Source organism: Paraburkholderia sp. 32 (assembly GCF_050435345.1).
Taxonomy (GTDB): domain Bacteria; phylum Pseudomonadota; class Gammaproteobacteria; order Burkholderiales; family Burkholderiaceae; genus Paraburkholderia; species Paraburkholderia tuberum.
This window is the reverse complement of the sequence record NZ_JBNDKD010000003.1, coordinates 2,345,107-2,362,503: the sequence shown is the minus strand read 5'-3', so window position 1 is coordinate 2,362,503 and position 17,397 is coordinate 2,345,107. Positions and strand designations below refer to the sequence as shown.

The window sequence follows — 17,397 nt, the reverse complement described above, 5'->3', positions numbered from 1 at the left end:
GGGCACGCGCTGGCGGATGACCGTTTCAGATGCCGTACGCCGATGGGCGGCGTCGCCGCTCGTCGCGTGCCGGCCGGATCGTGCGTCACCGATCTCACCTTGACGATGGCTTGAAGGGCTAAGGGCTTCAATGGACATCTTTGGCGTTCCGCTACCGGCGATGCTGAGCCAGCTTCTGCTCGGGCTCGTGAACGGCTCGTTCTACGCGATTCTGAGCCTCGGGCTGGCGATTATTTTCGGCCTGCTCAACGTGATCAACTTCGCGCATGGCGCGCTGTTCATGCTCGGGGCGATGCTCGCGTGGATGGGGCTGTCGTATTTCAATCTGCCGTACTGGGTGATGCTCGTGCTCGCGCCGCTGATCGTCGGACTGGTCGGCGTCGCGATCGAGCGCTCGATGCTGCGCTGGCTTTACAAGCTCGATCATCTGTATGGCCTGTTGCTGACGTTTGGCCTCACACTCGTGATCGAGGGCGTATTCCATTCGATCTACGGCTCGTCGGGCCAGCCGTACGATGTGCCGTCGGCGCTGTCGGGCGCGACCAATCTCGGCTTCATGTATCTGCCGAACTATCGCGCATGGGTGGTCGTCGCGTCGCTGGTCGTGTGCTTTGCGACATGGTTCGTGATCGAGAAGACGCGGCTTGGCGCGTATCTGCGCGCGGGCACCGAAAACCCGAAGCTCGTCGAGGCGTTCGGCGTCAACGTGCCGCTGATGATCACGCTGACCTACGGCTTCGGCGTCGCGCTCGCGGCGTTTGCCGGCGTGCTCGCCGCGCCGGTGATTCAGGTCTCGCCCCTGATGGGCCAGTCGATGATCATCACCGTGTTCGCGGTGGTCGTGATCGGCGGGATGGGCTCGATCATGGGCTCGATCCTGACCGGCCTGATGCTCGGCGTAGTCGAAGGACTCACGCGTGTGTTCTACCCCGAGGCGTCGGCGACCGTCGTCTTCGTGATCATGGCGCTCGTGTTGCTCGTGCGTCCGGCGGGTCTTTTCGGCAGGGAAAAATGATGCAGAGAAAGGTGCTCTACGGTCTGCTGCTGATCGTGCTGCTCGCGGTGCCGGTGCTCGGCATCTATCCGCTCTTCGTGATGAAGGTGCTGTGCTTCGCGCTGTTCGCGGCCGCCTTCAATCTGCTGATCGGGTATACGGGCTTGCTGTCCTTTGGTCATGCGATGTTTCTCGCGTCGGCCGGTTACGTCACCGGCTATGCGATGCAGACGCTCGGCTTTTCGCCGGAGCTCGGCGTGCTGAGCGGCACCGCGGCGGCGACGCTGCTTGGGCTCGTCGTCGGCTTCTTCGCGATTCGCCGTCAGGGTATCTACTTCGCGATGGTGACGCTCGCGCTCGCGCAGATGGTCTACTTCGTGTTCCTGCAGGCGCCGTTCACGCACGGGGAAGACGGTCTGCAAGGCGTGCCGCGCGGCAAGCTGTTCGGCGTGCTCGATCTCTCTTCGGACCTCGCGCTATATTTCGTCGTGCTCGCGGTGATCGTCGCGGCTTTCCTGCTGATCGTGCGGATCGTGCATTCGCCGTTCGGGCAGGTGCTCGTCGCGATCAAGGAAAACGAGCCGCGCGCGGTGTCGCTCGGCTACGACACCGACCGTTTCAAGCTGCTCGCATTCATCCTGTCGGCCGGCATTGCGGGTCTCGCGGGTTCGCTGAAGGTGCTGGTGCAGGGCTTCGAAACGCTGAGCGATGCCTATTGGACGATGTCCGGCCTCGTGATCCTGATGACGCTGGTGGGCGGTATGGGCACGCTGTTCGGGCCGTTGCTCGGCGCCGCGTTGATCGTGTCGCTCGAAGACAGGCTCGGCGATATCGGCGCGGCACTCGCGTCGATGACCGGCATCGACTGGTTCCGCTCGCTCGGCGAATCGGTGACGATCGTCACGGGGCTGATTTTCATCGCGTGTGTGCTGGCGTTCCGGCGCGGCATCGTCGGTGAGATCGTCGCGCGAGTGCGACCGTTGCGGGCTTGAGAGTGGCTGTTTGATCCCGCCCGCGTGGTCGCTCGCTTGATGCAGTGCGGTACGAAATTGCTTCGACGTCCGATCTAATTGCGGCTCGTGCTGAAGGTCCGCTGGATCAGGGACTCGGGCGAACCTGTGGCAAACCGTGCGACGAAAAGCGCCCTACGCGCCCCAATCCGGTGCCGCAGTGCACCACTAGGGTAATTGCTAGTTGTGACTGTTGGGGTGGTCGTTTAATCTTCATGCAGTTCTGATGCACCACGAATTTGCAGGTGGAGAACGAGGAGACAAGTGAGGCACTCAGTGCCCAGAAGAAAGCGCTGTTGGATTGATATCCAACAGCGCTTTTTTATTTGTGTTTATCGAATCTTTGACGCGATCGCCCGGCTATTTCACGCGCCATTTTTTACTCTCCGCCAACCGCTGCAGGTAAACATCACAAGCCTGCGAAACGCTTGCAGCACGGCGCTTGCGTCCGCTACACTCGCTTATTCACCGACCACTGGGTTTGGCAATTAAATCCGCGGATTTAATTGCAATTGAATAACGGGGTTAATAGAGGAGCAGGATGAAGTCGGCATTGCGTTGGATCAGCGCGGCATTGGTCGCCACAGGGGTCTCGGCTGCCTGGAGCGGCCATGCATTCGCGGACGTGAAAATCGGCGTCACCGTGTCGGCAACAGGACCGGCCGCATCGCTCGGCATTCCGGAAAAGAACACGATCGCGCTACTGCCGAAAGAAGTGGCGGGCCAGAAGATCGACTACATCGTCCTCGACGACGCAACCGATTCCACCCAGGCGGTCAAGAACGCCCGCAAGCTCACTAGCGAAGACCACGTCGATGCACTGATCGGCTCGACCGTCGTGCCGAACTCGCTCGCCATGATCGACGTCGCTGCCGAAACCTCGACGCCGATGATCTCTCTGGCCGCGGCCGCGGGCATCGTCGAGCCGATGGACGCGAAGCGTGGATGGGTCTTCAAAACGCCGCAAAACGACATTCTGATGGCCACGGCGATTGCGCAGCACATGGCCAATCACGGTGTGAAGACGGTCGCGTTCATCGGCTTTTCCGACGCGTACGGCGAGAGCTGGTTCAAGGAATTCAGCAAAGCCGCTGACCTCGCGAAGATCAAGATCGTCGCGAACGAGCGCTTCGCGCGCAACGATGCATCGGTCACGGGCCAGGTGCTGAAGATGATGTCGCAGAACCCGGACGCGGTGCTGATCGCCGGTGCGGGCACGCCGGCCGCGCTGCCGCAGAAAACGCTGAAGGAGCGCGGCTACAAGGGCAAGTACTATCAGACGCACGGCGTCGCGAACAACGACTTCCTGCGCGTGTGCGGCAAGGATTGCGAAGGCACGTGGCTGCCCGCTGGCCCACTGCTGGTCGCCGAGCAACTGCCCGAGGCGAATCCGGTGAAGAAGAGCGCACTTGCGTACAAGCATGCGTATGAAACGGCATATGGCGCGGGGTCGGTGTCGACGTTCGGCGGTCACGCATGGGACGCGGGTCTGCTGTTGCAGCATGCGATTCCGCTCGCGTTGAAGAAGGGGCAGCCAGGCACGCCGGCATTCCGCGAGGCGCTGCGTGCCGCGCTCGAAGGCACGAAAGATCTGCCCGCGTCGCACGGCATCTTCAACATGAGCGGGAACGACCATGCCGGCCTCGATCAGCGGGCGCGCGTGATGGTGCAGATCGTCGACGGCAAGTGGAAGCTCGCCGGCGACTGAGCGAAGGCTCTGCGCCACGGGACCTCATCGAAAAAGACGCGTGCAGTTGACGCGTCTTTTTTATTACCCGGGCCAGGTGTCCGCATCGCGCAAAAGTGTGGTTTCGCTGCTTCAGGACAAACCCGCATTTGGCGCACGCTCTCTTGACCGTCGATAATGCAGAACGCAAACTACTAACATATTAGTGGTTTATGAGATGCCTGGTTGGAATAAAGCCCCGGCACAGAAACGCGGCGTATGACGCGAATGCGCACTCGCGCGACGCGAGAGGAGCGGTACCCAACGCAGCTGGGGAAGGTATGCGCGCCGAGCAGGGAAAACCATGCTTGGCACACCTGAACCCGCTCACTAGATTCAAACACCCGGCCCAGCAAGCCGGCTTACAGATAGGCGCTTTTCAAAGCGTTTGGAGACTCGCAATGAAAAAGACAAGGCATTGGGTACGCACCGGCATCGCGATGGCGCTGATGTGCGGCGCGGGGGCTGCATTCGCGCAGGTGAAGATCGGCGTCACGTTGTCGACGACGGGGCCGGCCGCGTCGCTCGGGATTCCTGAAAAGAACACGATCGCGTTGCTGCCGAAGGAGATCGGCGGCAAGAGCGTGCAGTACATCATCCTCGACGACGGGTCGGACACCAGCAAGGCCGTGCAGAACACGCGCAAGCTGATCGACGAAGACCACGTCGACGCGATCATCGGCTCGACCGTCACGCCGAATTCGCTCGCGATGCTCGATCCGGCCGCTGAGGGCAAGACGCCGGTGATCTCGCTCGCGGCATCGGCCGCGATCATTCAGCCGATGGATGCGAAGCGCGCATGGGCATTCAAACCGCCTCAGAACGACAGCCTGATGGCCGAAGCGATCGCCGATTACATGCAGCATCACGGCGTGAAGACGGTCGGCTTCATCGGATTCTCGGACGCATACGGCGACAGCTGGAACACGACGTTCGACGCCGCCGCCAAAGCGCACAACCTGAAGATCGTGTCGAACGAGCGCTTCAACCGCACCGATGCATCGGTGACGGGCCAAGTGCTGAAGACGATGGGCGCGAATCCCGACGCGGTGCTGATCGCGGGCTCGGGCACGCCGTCGGCGCTGCCGGCCAGGACGCTGAAGGAGCGTGGCTACAAGGGCAAGATCTATCAGACTCACGGGGTCGCGAACAACGACTTCCTGCGTGTGTGCGGCAAGGATTGCGAAGGCGAACTGCTGCCGGCCGGTCCGATTCTTGTCGTCGATCAATTGCCGGATTCGAACCCGGTGAAGAAGTCGGCGGAAGCCTATAAGAACGCCTATGAGAAGGCGTATGGCGCGGGTTCGGTCGCGACCTTCGGCGGCCACGCATGGGATGCCGGCCAGATGTTGCAGGCTGCGATTCCGGTCGCGCTGAAGACCGCCCAGCCGGGCACGCCGGAGTTCCGCATGGCGCTGCGCAACGCGCTCGAAAACATCAAGGAGCTGCCAGTGTCGCACGGCATCATGAACACCACCGCGACCGACCACAACGGCCTCGACCAGCGCGCACGCGTGATCGTGCAGATCGTCGACGGCAAGTGGAAGTTGCAGAACAACTAAGACTATTTACAAAAACAAGTAGCGGTACGCGCCTCTCGCACAATCTGCGGTGCATGACGCCGCATTGCCATTGTGTTCGACGACAATGGCATCGACCGCCGCGCCGCGTCCCGGCGCGGCGGTTGTCTTTTCAGACATGCAGATCGATGGCCGGCTTCGCACCGCGCCGTCGCGACTGTTTCCCGGTCTTTCGATTTCGACGCTTCAGGACGAGGAAGTATGGATCTATCAATTGCGGCGATCCTCGCGCAGGACGGCATCACGACCGGCGCGATCTACGCGCTGCTCGCGCTTGCGCTGGTGCTGGTGTTCTCCGTCACGCGGGTGATCTTCATCCCGCAAGGGGAGTTCGTTTCGTACGGTGCGTTGACGCTCGCCGCACTGCAAACGCAGAAGTTTCCGGCCACCTGCTGGCTGTTGATGGCGATGGGCGCGGCATGCTTCGTCGTCGAGACGGCGGCCGTCTTGCGGCATGCTGAGCGGCGTCGTCATGCGGCGCGCACGCTGCCCGTGCTGGCGGGGAAGTACCTGCTGTTTCCGATCGCGGTCTACGCGCTCACGCGCGGCATCTTCCTGCAGCCGCTGCCGATGATCGTGCAGATCGCGCTGACGCTGCTGATCGTGATTCCGATGGGTCCGTTCGTGTATCGCCTTGCCTACGAGCCGATCGCGGAGGCGACCACGCTGCTGCTGTTGATCGTCGCGGTGGCCGTGCATTTCGTGATGGTCGGTCTCGGCCTCGTGATGTTCGGCGCCGAAGGCTCGCGCACCAACGCGTTTTCCGATGCGACGTTCAACATCGGTACGTTGTCGATCTCCGGACAGAGCCTGTGGGTGATCGGCACCGCGGCCGTGCTGATCGGCGCGCTGTATTTGTACTTCGATCGCTCGATTTCGGGCAAGGCGTTGCGCGCGACGTCGGTGAACCGGCTCGGCGCGCGGCTCGTCGGCATCGGCACCACGCAGGCGGGACGCCTCGCATTCACGCTTGCGGCGGGGCTCGGCGCACTGTGCGGCATCCTCGTCGCGCCGCTCACGACGATCTACTACGACTCGGGCTTCCTGATCGGTTTGAAGGGCTTCGTGGGCGCGATCATCGGCGGTCTGGTCAGCTATCCGCTGGCGGCGGCCGGCTCGATTCTCGTTGGTCTGCTGGAGTCGTATTCGTCGTTCTGGGCTAGTGCTTATAAGGAAGTGATCGTGTTCACGTTAATCATCCCGGTGCTGCTGTGGCGCAGTCTGGCGAGCCCGCACGCCGAAGAGGAAGAGGAGTGACACGATGAAACGAATCATGCAAAAGAAGTTCTTCTGGTTGTTCCTCGTGGTGCTGTTCGCTTTGCCGGTTCTGCCGCATCCGATCCATGTACCCGAGTACTGGGTCACGCTGCTGAACTACATCGGTCTCTATTCGATCGTCGCGATCGGCCTCGTGCTGTTGACCGGCATCGGCGGGATGACGAGCTTCGGGCAGGCCGCGTTCGTTGGCATCGGCGCGTATGCAACCGCGTATCTGACGACGAACTTCGGCGTGTCGCCGTGGCTCGCACTGATCGCGGGCGTGATCGTCACTGCCCTGGTTGCGCTGATGCTCGGTCTCGTGACGATGCGCCTATCCGGCCACTTTCTGCCGCTCGGCACGATTGCGTGGGGGCTCGCGCTGTTCTACCTGTTCGGCAATCTCGACATGCTCGGCAAGTACGACGGCATCAACGGCATCCCGGTGTTGAATGTTTTCGGGATCAATCTTGAGTCCGGCCGCCATATCTATTACCTGATCTGGGTGGTCGTGCTCGCTGCGGTCGTCTCTGTTCAGAATCTGCTTAATAGCCGGCCGGGTCGCGCAATCCGCGCGTTGCGCGGCGGTGGTCTGATGGCCGAGGCAATGGGCGTCAACACCGGCTGGATGCGCGTCGTGATTTTCGTCTATGCGGCGGTGCTTGCGTCGGTCTCGGGTTTTCTGTACGCGCACTTGCAGCGCGCCGTGAATCCGACGCCGTTCGGACTGAATCACGGCATCGAGTTCCTGTTCATGGCGGTGGTGGGCGGCGTCTCGCACGTCTGGGGCGCGGTGCTCGGCGCGGCGATCCTGACCGTGCTGCAGGATTATTTGCAGACGCTGCTGCCAAAACTGCTCGGCGAGAACGGCAACTTCGAAGTGATCGTGTTCGGCATCATCATGGTGCTGCTTCTGCAGTACGCGCGGCAGGGCGTCTGGCCGTTCGTCGCGCGCTTTTTCCCGCGTGGCCCGCGGGCGCATCTCGCCGATCACGCGGATCCTCTGCCGCAGCGCAACAAGCCACAGACCGGCGAAGACCTGCTGACGGTGAACAAGGCGCGCAAGCAGTTCGGCGGTCTCGTCGCGGTGAACGACGTCAGCTTCGAGGTCAAAGCAGGGCAGATCATCGGGCTGATCGGACCGAACGGCGCAGGCAAGTCGACGACCTTCAATCTCGTGACCGGTGTGCTGCAGGCGACAAGCGGCGAGATCACGTTCCGCGGCGAGCGCATCGATGCGCTGAGTTCGCGTGAAATCGTCAAGCGCGGCATCGGCCGGACGTTCCAGCACGTGAAGCTGCTGCCGGGTATGACCGTGCTCGAGAACGTCGCGATCGGTGCGCATCTACGTGGCCATGCGGGCGTGTGGCGCAGTGTCGTGCGGCTGAACAGCTCCGAAGAGCAGCGGTTGATGGCCGAAGCCGCTCGGCAGATTCGCCGCGTCGGCCTCGAACAGCACATGTATGACGAAGCGGGCAGCCTGGCGCTTGGTCAACAGCGGATTCTCGAAATTGCGCGCGCCCTGTGCTGCGACCCGACTCTGCTATTGCTCGATGAACCGGCCGCTGGTCTCCGGTATCAGGAAAAGCTTCAGCTCGCCGAACTGCTGCGCAGACTGAAGACAGAAGGGATGAGCGTGCTGCTCGTCGAGCACGACATGGATTTCGTGATGAATTTGACGGACCGGCTCGTGGTGATGGAGTTCGGCACGCGGATCGCTGAGGGCCTGCCGCAGGAAGTCCAGCAGGATCCGGCGGTGCTCGAAGCGTATCTGGGTGGGGTGGAATGATGGACGACATGACAACGACCGGCGTGGCGTCGGCGGGACCGATTCTCGAAGTGAGCCAATTGTCCGTCCGCTACGGCAAGGTTGAAGCGCTGCACAATGCGGCGATCAAGGTGCGGGCGGGGCAGATCGTCTCCGTGATCGGCCCGAACGGCGCGGGAAAGTCGACGCTGCTGAATGCGATCATGGGCGCATTGCCGACGTCCGGTCATGCGAAAGGCGCGGTTTCCTATCAGGGCGACGACGTCAGCGCGACGCCGGTCGAAAAACGCGTTGCGCTTGGTATGTGCCTGGTGCCTGAAAAGCGCGAGCTTTTCGCTTCGATGACCGTCGAGGACAATCTGCTGCTTGGAGCCTACCGGCGCAAGCGAGCAGGGGAGCGCAACTTTCTCGATCAGCTGGAACCGGTGTTCGAACTGTTTCCGCGGCTGAAGGAGCGGCGCAAGCAGGCGGCCGGCACGCTTTCCGGCGGCGAGCGGCAGATGCTCGCGGTCGGCCGCGCCCTGATGGGCAAGCCCGATCTGCTGATGCTGGACGAGCCGAGCCTCGGTCTCGCGCCGCTGATCGTGAAGGAAATCTTTCACATCATCAGCGCCTTGCGGCAGACGGGCGTCGCGACGCTGCTGATCGAGCAGAACGCGCGCGCTGCATTGCAGATCTCGGACTACGGCTACGTGCTGGAAACCGGCGAGTTGGCACTGGAAGGACCGGCAACCGAGCTCGCGCAAAATCCCCGGGTGATCGAAACCTATCTCGGTCTTGCCAAAAAGGTCGCATAAGCCCGCACTTATTTCGCTGATCGCTGTCTCTGGAAGCGGTGTGTTTCACGTGAAACACACCGCTTTTTATTGTTTCACCATTCGGACGAAATTCGGGCCGAAACTGAACCCGTTATAATTCGCCCATACATTTCTTTTGAAGGCTCACGCGACGATCTGGCGTGAGATCCCGCGATGCTTTTTCCCTCAGAATTTGACGTAATCGTCGTCGGTGGCGGTCATGCCGGCACCGAAGCTGCTTTGGCGTCGGCGCGCATGGGCAACAAAACGCTGCTTTTGACCCATAACATCGAAACCCTTGGTCAGATGAGCTGCAATCCGTCGATTGGCGGCATTGGCAAAGGCCATCTGGTCAAGGAGGTCGACGCGCTGGGTGGCGCCATGGCGGCCGCTACCGACGAAAGCGGCATCCAGTTTCGGATCCTGAATTCGTCGAAAGGACCGGCGGTCCGCGCGACGCGCGCTCAGGCTGACCGCGTGCTGTACAAAGCGGCGATCCGCCATCGTCTAGAGAATCAGCCGAACCTCTGGCTATTTCAGCAGGCCGTCGACGATCTGATGGTCGAGGGCGACCGCGTGGTCGGCGCCATCACGCAAGTGGGTATTCGTTTCCGGTCGCGCGCGGTGGTGCTAACCGCGGGCACGTTCCTCGACGGCAAGATTCACGTGGGGTTGAACAACTACACCGGCGGACGCGCGGGCGACCCGGCTGCGGTTTCGCTGTCGGCGCGGTTGAAAGAGCTGAAGCTACCGCAGGGCCGGCTTAAGACCGGTACGCCACCGCGAATCGACGGTCGCACGATCGACTATTCGCAGCTCGAAGAGCAGCCCGGCGATCTGGACCCGGTGCCGGTGTTTTCGTTCCTCGGGCGTGTCGAGCAGCACCCGCGCCAGGTGCCATGCTGGGTCACGCATACGAATCAACGGACACACGACATCATTCGCGGCGGTCTCGATCGTTCGCCAATGTACACGGGCGTGATCGAGGGGGTGGGGCCACGCTATTGCCCGTCGATCGAGGACAAGATTCACCGGTTTGCGTCGAAGGAATCGCATCAGATCTACCTCGAGCCGGAAGGTCTGACGACCAACGAGTTCTATCCGAACGGGATCTCGACGAGCCTGCCCTTCGACGTGCAGCTCGAGCTGGTGCGTTCCATGCGCGGGCTCGAGCATGCGCATATCCTGCGCCCGGGCTACGCGATCGAGTACGACTATTTCGATCCGCGTGGCCTGAAGGCATCGCTAGAAACGAAGGTGATCAGTGGCCTGTTCTTCGCCGGACAGATCAACGGTACGACCGGCTACGAAGAGGCAGCTGCACAGGGCACTCTGGCCGGCATCAACGCCGGTCTGTTTGTGCAAGGCAAGGAAGCATGGTGTCCGCGTCGCGACCAGGCTTATCTCGGCGTGCTCGTGGACGATCTGGTCACGCGCGGGGTGTCCGAGCCGTACCGGATGTTCACGAGCCGCGCGGAGTACCGTCTGAGCTTGCGCGAAGACAACGCCGATACGCGGCTGACGGAGATCGGGCGCGAACTCGGCGTGGTCGATGACGCTCGCTGGGACGCCTTCAGTCGCAAGCGTGACGCTGTTTCACGTGAAACACAGCGCTTGCGTTCAACCTGGGTCAATCCTAAGACCTTATCGGCAGAAGAGGCGACCGCCTTGCTTGGCAAGCCAATCGACCACGAATACAGTCTCGCGGACCTGCTGCGTCGTCCGGGCGTCCGCTACGACGGCGTCTGTGGGCTGCGTGACGGCACTTGTGGTGCGCCCGAAGCACTTGCGGAAGACCCCGTGCTGCTCGCGCAAATCAAGGAACAGATCGAAATCGGCGTCAAATATCAGGGCTACATCGACCGACAGGCCGGTGAGATCGAACGCAACGAGGCGCAAGAGAACACGCGTCTGCCTGAAGGGCTGGACTACACCGAGGTCCGTGGGCTGTCGTTCGAAGCTCGCCAGAAGTTGATGCAGTTCCGGCCGGAAACGATTGGACAGGCGTCGCGTATTTCCGGTATCACGCCTGCCGCCATCTCGCTGCTGATGGTCCATCTGAAGCGTGGCCTCGGGCGTCGTCCGTCGAAGTCCGCCGAGCCCGGCGCCGACAGCACGCCGGTGGTTCAATGACGGCAGCGCAGAGGGGAATCGACCAGCAGGCCTTGGCGTCATTGCTGGCGGACGGTGTCCGTGAACTTGGTCTCGAACTCAGCGACGCGCAGCAACGCAAGCTGCTCGATTATGTCGCGCTGCTCGCGAAGTGGAACAACGTCTACAACCTGACAGCGATCCGCGATCCGAGGCAGATGCTAATCCAGCACATTCTCGATTCGCTATCGATCGTGCCGCACCTGGCGCCGCGCGGGCCGTCGTCGGTGCTCGACGTCGGTTCGGGCGGGGGGCTGCCGGGCATCGTGCTCGCGATCGTGCTACCCGATTGGACCATCACGACGAACGACATCGTCCATAAGAAGACTGCCTTTCAGTCGCAGGCGAAGGCGGAACTGGGCCTCGCGAACCTGTCGGTTGTGACCGGTCGGGTGGAGACGCTGCGGCCTGGCGCCGAAGTACCGGCAAAGTTCGACGTAATTGTCTCGCGCGCGTTCGCAGAACTCTCGGATTTCGTTACACTGGCCCGTCATCTGGTTGCGGAGCAGGGCGCAATTTGGGCGATGAAGGGTATGCGGCCGGATGCCGAAATTACGCGTCTGCCGGCGGGCGCCCACGTGGAACAGATCATCCGGCTGAACGTGCCGTCGCTCGACGCCGAGCGGCATCTGATCGAGGTGCGAGTGGACCCCGAAAGCTGACGGCCGCCTCGGCCTGTCAACACCCTCAACGATTTTCACTTCATCCAAGCAGCAAAAGGGACACACCAACGATGGCAAAAATCTTCTGCGTTGCGAACCAGAAGGGCGGCGTCGGCAAGACGACCACCACAGTCAATCTGGCCGCGAGCCTGGCAGCGCAGGGACAGCGAGTCCTTCTCATCGATCTGGACCCGCAAGGCAACGCCACGATGGGCAGCGGTATCGACAAGGCCGAATGTACGAACACGGTCTACGAGGTGCTCGTGGACAACGTGTCGGTGGCCGATGCCCGCGTACGGCCCGAGGCGGTCGGATACGACGTGCTTCCCGCGAACCGTGAGCTCGCGGGCGCCGAGGTCGAACTCGTCAGCATGCAGAATCGCGAGCGTCAACTGAAGGCGGCGCTCGCCGGGGTCGAGGGCGAGTACGATTTCGTGCTGATCGATTGCCCGCCGGCTTTGTCACTGCTGACGCTCAACGGACTATGCGCCGCGCACGGCGTCGTCATTCCGATGCAGTGTGAATACTTCGCGCTCGAAGGGCTGTCCGACCTCGTCAACACGATCAAGCAGGTCCATGCGAATCTGAATCGCGACCTCAAGGTGATCGGTCTGCTGCGCGTCATGTTCGATCCGCGCATTACGTTGCAACAGCAAGTCTCGGATCAATTGAAAGAGCACTTCGGCGACAAGGTCTTCGACGCGGTGATTCCACGCAACGTGCGATTGGCCGAGGCGCCCAGCTATGGGCTGCCCGGTGTGGTGTTCGACAGGGCGTCGCGAGGCGCGCAGGCGTACGTGCAGTTCGGCGTCGAAATGATTGAGCGGGTGCGCGCGCTGAATGACGCGCCCCAGGCATCCTAAGCGGATCGAGGAAGCACGATGAACGCAGTAGCAAGAAAGAAGGGACTGGGCCGCGGTTTGGAGGCATTGCTCGGCGGCACCGCCGATATCACCGAGGCAGCGGTGATCGACGGCGCGCCGAACGTATTGCCGCTCGGCAAGATGCAGGCGGGCAAATACCAGCCGCGCACGCGCATGGACGAAGGCGCGCTGCAGGAGCTTGCGGCGAGCATCCGCGCGCAAGGGCTGATGCAGCCGATTCTCGTGCGTCCGATCGCGGCGGACCGCTATGAGATCATCGCGGGGGAGCGGCGTTTTCGCGCGGCGCGGCTTGCGGGCCTCGACGAGGTGCCGGTGCTTGTGAAGGACGTGCCCGACCAGGCCGCCGCGGCGATGGCGCTGATCGAAAACATCCAGCGCGAGGATCTGAATCCCCTCGAAGAGGCCCAGGGTATCCAGCGCCTGCTCGACGAATTCAATTTCACACATGAGCAGGCGGCAGAGTCGGTGGGCCGCTCGCGCAGCGCGGTGTCGAACCTGCTGCGTCTGCTGAACCTTGCGACACCGGTACAGACGATGTTGCTCGCCGGCGATCTCGACATGGGCCACGCTCGCGCGCTGCTCGCCGTCGATGCCGCGACACAGATCACGCTGGCCAACCAGGTCGTCAACAAGCGCCTGTCTGTGCGCGAGACGGAAAAGCTGGTTGCGATGACCACGAAGGTGACGCCGGCGGCCAAGGCCCGCGCGAATCCGGACGGCGGCCGTGACACGCGACGCCTGGAAGAGGAACTGTCGGACCTGCTGTCCGCTACGGTGAAAATCAAGCTCGGCCGACGCGGTCGCGGCCAGGTGCTGGTGGACTTCGGCGATCTCGACGCACTGGAAGGCATTCTGGTTCGTTTGCGCGGGAACGCGAACGTCTGAGCACAGATTGGCGCTCAGCAGGCAAGAGTGGTGAACGGCTGGCGGCCTGTGCATGAGCACTGCCGCGAGTTGGTCTACCTCGGTGCGAGCGACTATTGTGGATTCCAAAACAACCGATGCACGAATAATCAGGAATCCTAGCTTCGGACGCTCCACATTCACGCGATAATCATCCTGACGAGCCGCTATCAAAAGCGACCCGATCATCATCGAAATTTGCGGTGAGGCTGATTCAGCTCAATAGAAGAGCTATCCCGTTCAGCCCTTAAAAAAGAGGCATTTGTTGCATTTTCGAGACGTCTGCCGCTGCGTCGGAACGCACTGCCAACGAGCTTCGATCCACGCGACCACCCGCACGGGTTTTGCCGTCCCCCGCCCGCCTTACATTTGACGTGTTTCGCGTCGTTAGCGTACGTTTTACCGCATCGTGAAGGGAAGTTTCACGCGGTTATAGGCTGGCCTAAAGTCTTGAATTGCCTGCAACTATCGCTTACAATCGCCCGGATTTAATTGCACGGCAACCCCGTAAGCGCTGCGTAAACTCGCGGGCTGAACGAGACTTTCGGAACATTGCGATGGCGGTCAAAACGTCGAATCTGTCGCCGGAGAATGGTGACGACAGACACCGCGCTGAGCGCTCCGCACCCGAGATGTCCTCCAGTCGGCAGTTCGATCCGGCCGAAGCGTGGGATGACGCGCAGGAAGATAACAATATCGTTCCGCTCACGCGGGCCGAGGCGGAAAAGCTGTTTGGTCCCGGCGTGGGTCGTCCATCGCGCGTAACGCCGTTCAGGGTCGTCGCAGCGCAAATGGTTTTGTCCCTGGTCGCAACGCTGTTGTGGTGGCTGTTCTACAAGCCGCCGGGCGCTGCTGCGCTGTCCGCGTTCCTCGGGGGGGCGATCTGCTGGGTGCCGGGCGCGTTGTTCGCGGCACGACTGAAAAAGCAGGGCGGCGCCGAGACCGTGATGGGCTGGATGATCGGCGAAGCACTCAAGATGGGGACAACGATTGCGATGTTTGTCGCAATCGCCTTCTGGTATCACGACGTACGCTGGATTCCGCTGCTCGTGACCTACCTCATCGCGCTGAAGACTTACTGGATCGCCTTGGCGTGGCGCTAAGGTAGCAGCACAAAAAACAGCAGCAAAAAGAATTTAAGGCCGGCGCGCAGCGCCGGCACGGGTGTGCGGGTGAGACAGGGCCCGCACCCGGCGCGTTCCCGCAACACAGTGTTCCGGCGGGAGCGGCCTCGAACGATTTTCGACAATTTGGGTGGCTTTAACGATATGGCAGCTAGCGAAGGCACGCGCGCAATGGATCCGTCCGAGTACATCGCGCACCACTTGCAGAACTTTTCCACCGCGCATCAGACGTCGATTTTCGACATCCACGTGTGGAATCTCGACACCCTTTTCTGGTCGATCGTGTGCGGCCTCGTCACGATCTTCGTGCTGCACATGGCAGCCCGCAAGGCAACGTCCGGCGTGCCGGGCCGTTTCCAGTGCGCGATCGAAATGCTGGTCGAAATGGTCGAGGATCAATCGAAGGCCATGATCCACGGCTCGCGCACCTTCATCGCGCCGCTCGCGCTGACCGTGTTCGTCTGGGTCGCGCTAATGAACTCGCTCGACTTCATACCCGTCGACCTGCCGGGCCGTGTGATCGGCTGGCTGGGTCTGTCCGAAGCCATCCCGCACCACCGCATCGTGCCGACCGCCGACCTGAACGGCACGATCGGTATCGCGCTCGGCGTGTTCGTGCTGATGATTTACTACAACTTCAAGATCAAGGGCGCTGGCGGCTTCGTGCATGAACTGCTGTCCGCTCCGTTCGGCGCGCATCCGCTGCTGTGGATCCCGAACCTCGCACTGAACATCATCGAGTTCGTCGCGAAGACGGTCTCGCTCGGCATGCGGTTGTTCGGCAACATGTACGCGGGCGAACTGTTGTTCCTGCTGATTGCCCTGCTCGGCAGCCTCTGGAGCTTCGGCGCGGACACGACGGTGCTTGGCTTCATCGGCCACGTGGTCGCCGGCACAGTGTGGTCAATCTTCCACATCCTGATCGTTCTGCTGCAGGCGTTCATTTTCATGATGCTGACGCTGGTGTACATCGGCCAGGCACACGACACGCACTAACCTGCGTTGTCGGCAAAGAATCGTAGTTTTTTAAATCCCAGTTCCAACCAGTTCTAAAAGACTTTTCACAAAGGAGTGATCATGCAAGCTTTCATCGCCAACATCCAGGGTCTGACCGCCATCGGTATCGGCATCATCATCGGCCTGGGTGCTATCGGCGCCTGTATCGGTATCGGTCTGATGGGCGGCAAGTACATTGAAGCGTGCGCCCGTCAACCGGAACTGATGAACCCGCTGCAAACCAAGATGTTCCTGCTGGCTGGTCTGATCGATGCGGCGTTCCTGATTGGCGTTGGTGTGGCAATGCTGTTTGCGTTCGCGAACCCGCTGCTCTCGAAGCTGGCAGGCTGAGGTTCCTCGGAGGTTTGCGCCTGAGCTATAACTGGTAAAGGCGCAGGGCGGAACGGGTACTGGGGCGCTGATCGAGCAGAATCGATGAGCGCCTTGCCGTTTCACTTTCCGAACTAGCAACGTTTAAGGAAACACCGTGAATCTCAACGCAACCCTGTTTGCGCAAATGGTCGTGTTCCTGATCCTCGCGTGGTTCACGATGAAATTCGTGTGGCCGCCGCTGATCAACGCCATCGACGAGCGCGCGAGGAAGATCGCCGACGGTCTGTCCGCCGCGGAAAAGGGCAAGCAGGAACTCGAAGCCGCTCACAAGCGCGTCGACCAGGAACTGGCTCAGGCTCGCAACGACGGCCAGCAACGCATTGCCGACGCTGAAAAGCGCGCTGTCGCAGTCGCCGACGAAATCAAGGCTCAGGCGCAGGCGGAAGCCGCCCGCATCATCGCGCAGGCGAAGGCCGACGCGGATCAGCAAGTCGTGAAGGCGCGCGAAGCGCTGCGTGGCGAAGTTGCTGCACTCGCTGTGAAGGGCGCTGAACAGATCCTGCAGCGCGAAGTCGACCAGGCGGCTCATGCTGACCTGCTGAATCAACTGAAAGCCGAGCTCTGATCATGGCCGAACTTGCAACCATCGCCCGTCCGTACGCGGAAGCGCTGTTTGGCGTGGCCGAAGCTGGTGACATCGCCGCCTGGTCCACGCTCGTGCAGGAGCTGGCACAGGTTGCGCGTCTGCCCGAAGTGCTGTCGATCGCCTCGAGCCCGAAAGTGAGCCGTGCCCAGGTAAGCGATCTGCTGCTGGCCGCGGTCAAGTCGCCGCTCAAGGACAACGCGCAAGCGAAGAATCTGGTGCAGATGCTGGTGGACAACCATCGCCTGCAGTTGCTGCCGGAAATCGCCTCGCAGTTCGAAGAGTTGAAGAACGCCCGCGAAGGGGCAGCAGATGTGCTGATCGTCAGCGCATTCCCGCTCGAAGGTGCGCAGTTGAACGAACTCGTCGCAAGCCTCGAACGCAAGTTCAAGCGCAAGCTGAAGCCGACAGTCGAAGTCGATCACTCGCTGATCGGCGGCGTACGCGTGACGGTCGGCGACGAAGTGCTCGATACCTCGGTCCGCGCGCGGCTCGCCAGCATGCAAACGGCCCTGACGGCCTGAAGCGCTTCGCGTTTTAGCGGCTGGCACGCAACAGAATTGACTATC

The 17,397-nt window shown here is 61.7% G+C and carries 16 protein-coding genes; all 16 read left to right on the top strand.

Annotated elements, in window-relative coordinates; translation table 11 throughout:
- Window positions 1–130 precede the first annotated feature (130 nt).
- Entirely contained in the window at window positions 131–1,015 is an 885-nt protein-coding gene (locus OKW26_RS33745) for a branched-chain amino acid ABC transporter permease (protein WP_184036882.1), read from the top strand.
- Window positions 1,015–1,986 (top strand): branched-chain amino acid ABC transporter permease, encoded by a 972-nt coding sequence (locus OKW26_RS33740; protein WP_167368667.1) that lies wholly within the window; start codon window positions 1,015–1,017, stop codon window positions 1,984–1,986. Before OKW26_RS33745 ends, OKW26_RS33740 begins: the two co-directional genes overlap by 1 nt.
- A 559-nt stretch (window positions 1,987–2,545) precedes the next feature.
- Window positions 2,546–3,712 carry an ABC transporter substrate-binding protein gene (locus OKW26_RS33735; RefSeq protein ID WP_090802374.1) on the top strand — a complete coding sequence of 389 codons (1,167 nt, stop codon included), beginning with the start codon at window positions 2,546–2,548 and terminating at the stop codon, window positions 3,710–3,712.
- 419 nt (window positions 3,713–4,131) lie between these two features.
- Window positions 4,132–5,292, top strand: a complete 1,161-nt coding sequence (locus OKW26_RS33730; RefSeq protein WP_429356349.1) for an ABC transporter substrate-binding protein — start codon at window positions 4,132–4,134, stop codon at window positions 5,290–5,292.
- Window positions 5,293–5,511: 219 nt separating this feature from the next.
- On the top strand, window positions 5,512–6,567 hold the full coding sequence (locus OKW26_RS33725; protein WP_429356348.1) for a branched-chain amino acid ABC transporter permease: 1,056 nt from the start codon (window positions 5,512–5,514) through the stop codon (window positions 6,565–6,567).
- Window positions 6,568–6,571: 4 nt separating this feature from the next.
- A complete protein-coding gene (locus OKW26_RS33720; RefSeq protein WP_429356347.1) occupies window positions 6,572–8,356 on the top strand; it encodes an ABC transporter permease subunit in 1,785 nt (594 codons plus the stop codon).
- A complete protein-coding gene (locus tag OKW26_RS33715; protein WP_429356346.1) occupies window positions 8,356–9,132 on the top strand; it encodes an ABC transporter ATP-binding protein in 777 nt (258 codons plus the stop codon). The genes OKW26_RS33720 and OKW26_RS33715 overlap by 1 nt, the downstream gene beginning before the upstream one ends.
- A gap of 174 nt (window positions 9,133–9,306) precedes the next feature.
- On the top strand, window positions 9,307–11,265 hold the full coding sequence (gene mnmG, locus OKW26_RS33710; protein WP_429356345.1) for a tRNA uridine-5-carboxymethylaminomethyl(34) synthesis enzyme MnmG: 1,959 nt from the start codon (window positions 9,307–9,309) through the stop codon (window positions 11,263–11,265).
- Window positions 11,262–11,945: a 16S rRNA (guanine(527)-N(7))-methyltransferase RsmG gene (gene rsmG / locus OKW26_RS33705; RefSeq protein ID WP_429356344.1), complete on the top strand. Its 684-nt coding sequence runs from the start codon at window positions 11,262–11,264 to the stop codon at window positions 11,943–11,945. Before mnmG ends, rsmG begins: the two co-directional genes overlap by 4 nt.
- 71 nt (window positions 11,946–12,016) lie before the next feature.
- The gene (locus OKW26_RS33700) at window positions 12,017–12,808 is read left to right on the top strand and encodes a ParA family protein (protein WP_090802387.1); all 792 of its coding nucleotides are present in this window, start codon (window positions 12,017–12,019) and stop codon (window positions 12,806–12,808) included.
- An 18-nt stretch (window positions 12,809–12,826) separates the two neighbouring features.
- Entirely contained in the window at window positions 12,827–13,714 is an 888-nt protein-coding gene (locus OKW26_RS33695; protein WP_090802389.1) for a ParB/RepB/Spo0J family partition protein, read from the top strand.
- A 575-nt stretch (window positions 13,715–14,289) separates the two neighbouring features.
- The gene (locus tag OKW26_RS33690; protein ID WP_429356343.1) at window positions 14,290–14,835 is read left to right on the top strand and encodes an ATP synthase subunit I; all 546 of its coding nucleotides are present in this window, start codon (window positions 14,290–14,292) and stop codon (window positions 14,833–14,835) included.
- Between the two features lie 165 nt (window positions 14,836–15,000).
- Window positions 15,001–15,852, top strand: a complete 852-nt coding sequence (gene atpB / locus OKW26_RS33685; RefSeq protein ID WP_429356342.1) for a F0F1 ATP synthase subunit A — start codon at window positions 15,001–15,003, stop codon at window positions 15,850–15,852.
- An 81-nt stretch (window positions 15,853–15,933) separates the two neighbouring features.
- Entirely contained in the window at window positions 15,934–16,203 is a 270-nt protein-coding gene (gene atpE, locus OKW26_RS33680; protein ID WP_007180033.1) for a F0F1 ATP synthase subunit C, read from the top strand.
- A gap of 136 nt (window positions 16,204–16,339) precedes the next feature.
- Window positions 16,340–16,810, top strand: coding sequence for a F0F1 ATP synthase subunit B (locus tag OKW26_RS33675; RefSeq protein WP_090802394.1), 471 nt, complete (start codon window positions 16,340–16,342; stop codon window positions 16,808–16,810).
- A 2-nt stretch (window positions 16,811–16,812) separates the two neighbouring features.
- Window positions 16,813–17,352 carry a F0F1 ATP synthase subunit delta gene (locus OKW26_RS33670; RefSeq protein ID WP_090802396.1) on the top strand — a complete coding sequence of 180 codons (540 nt, stop codon included), beginning with the start codon at window positions 16,813–16,815 and terminating at the stop codon, window positions 17,350–17,352.
- Window positions 17,353–17,397: the final 45 nt, after the last annotated feature.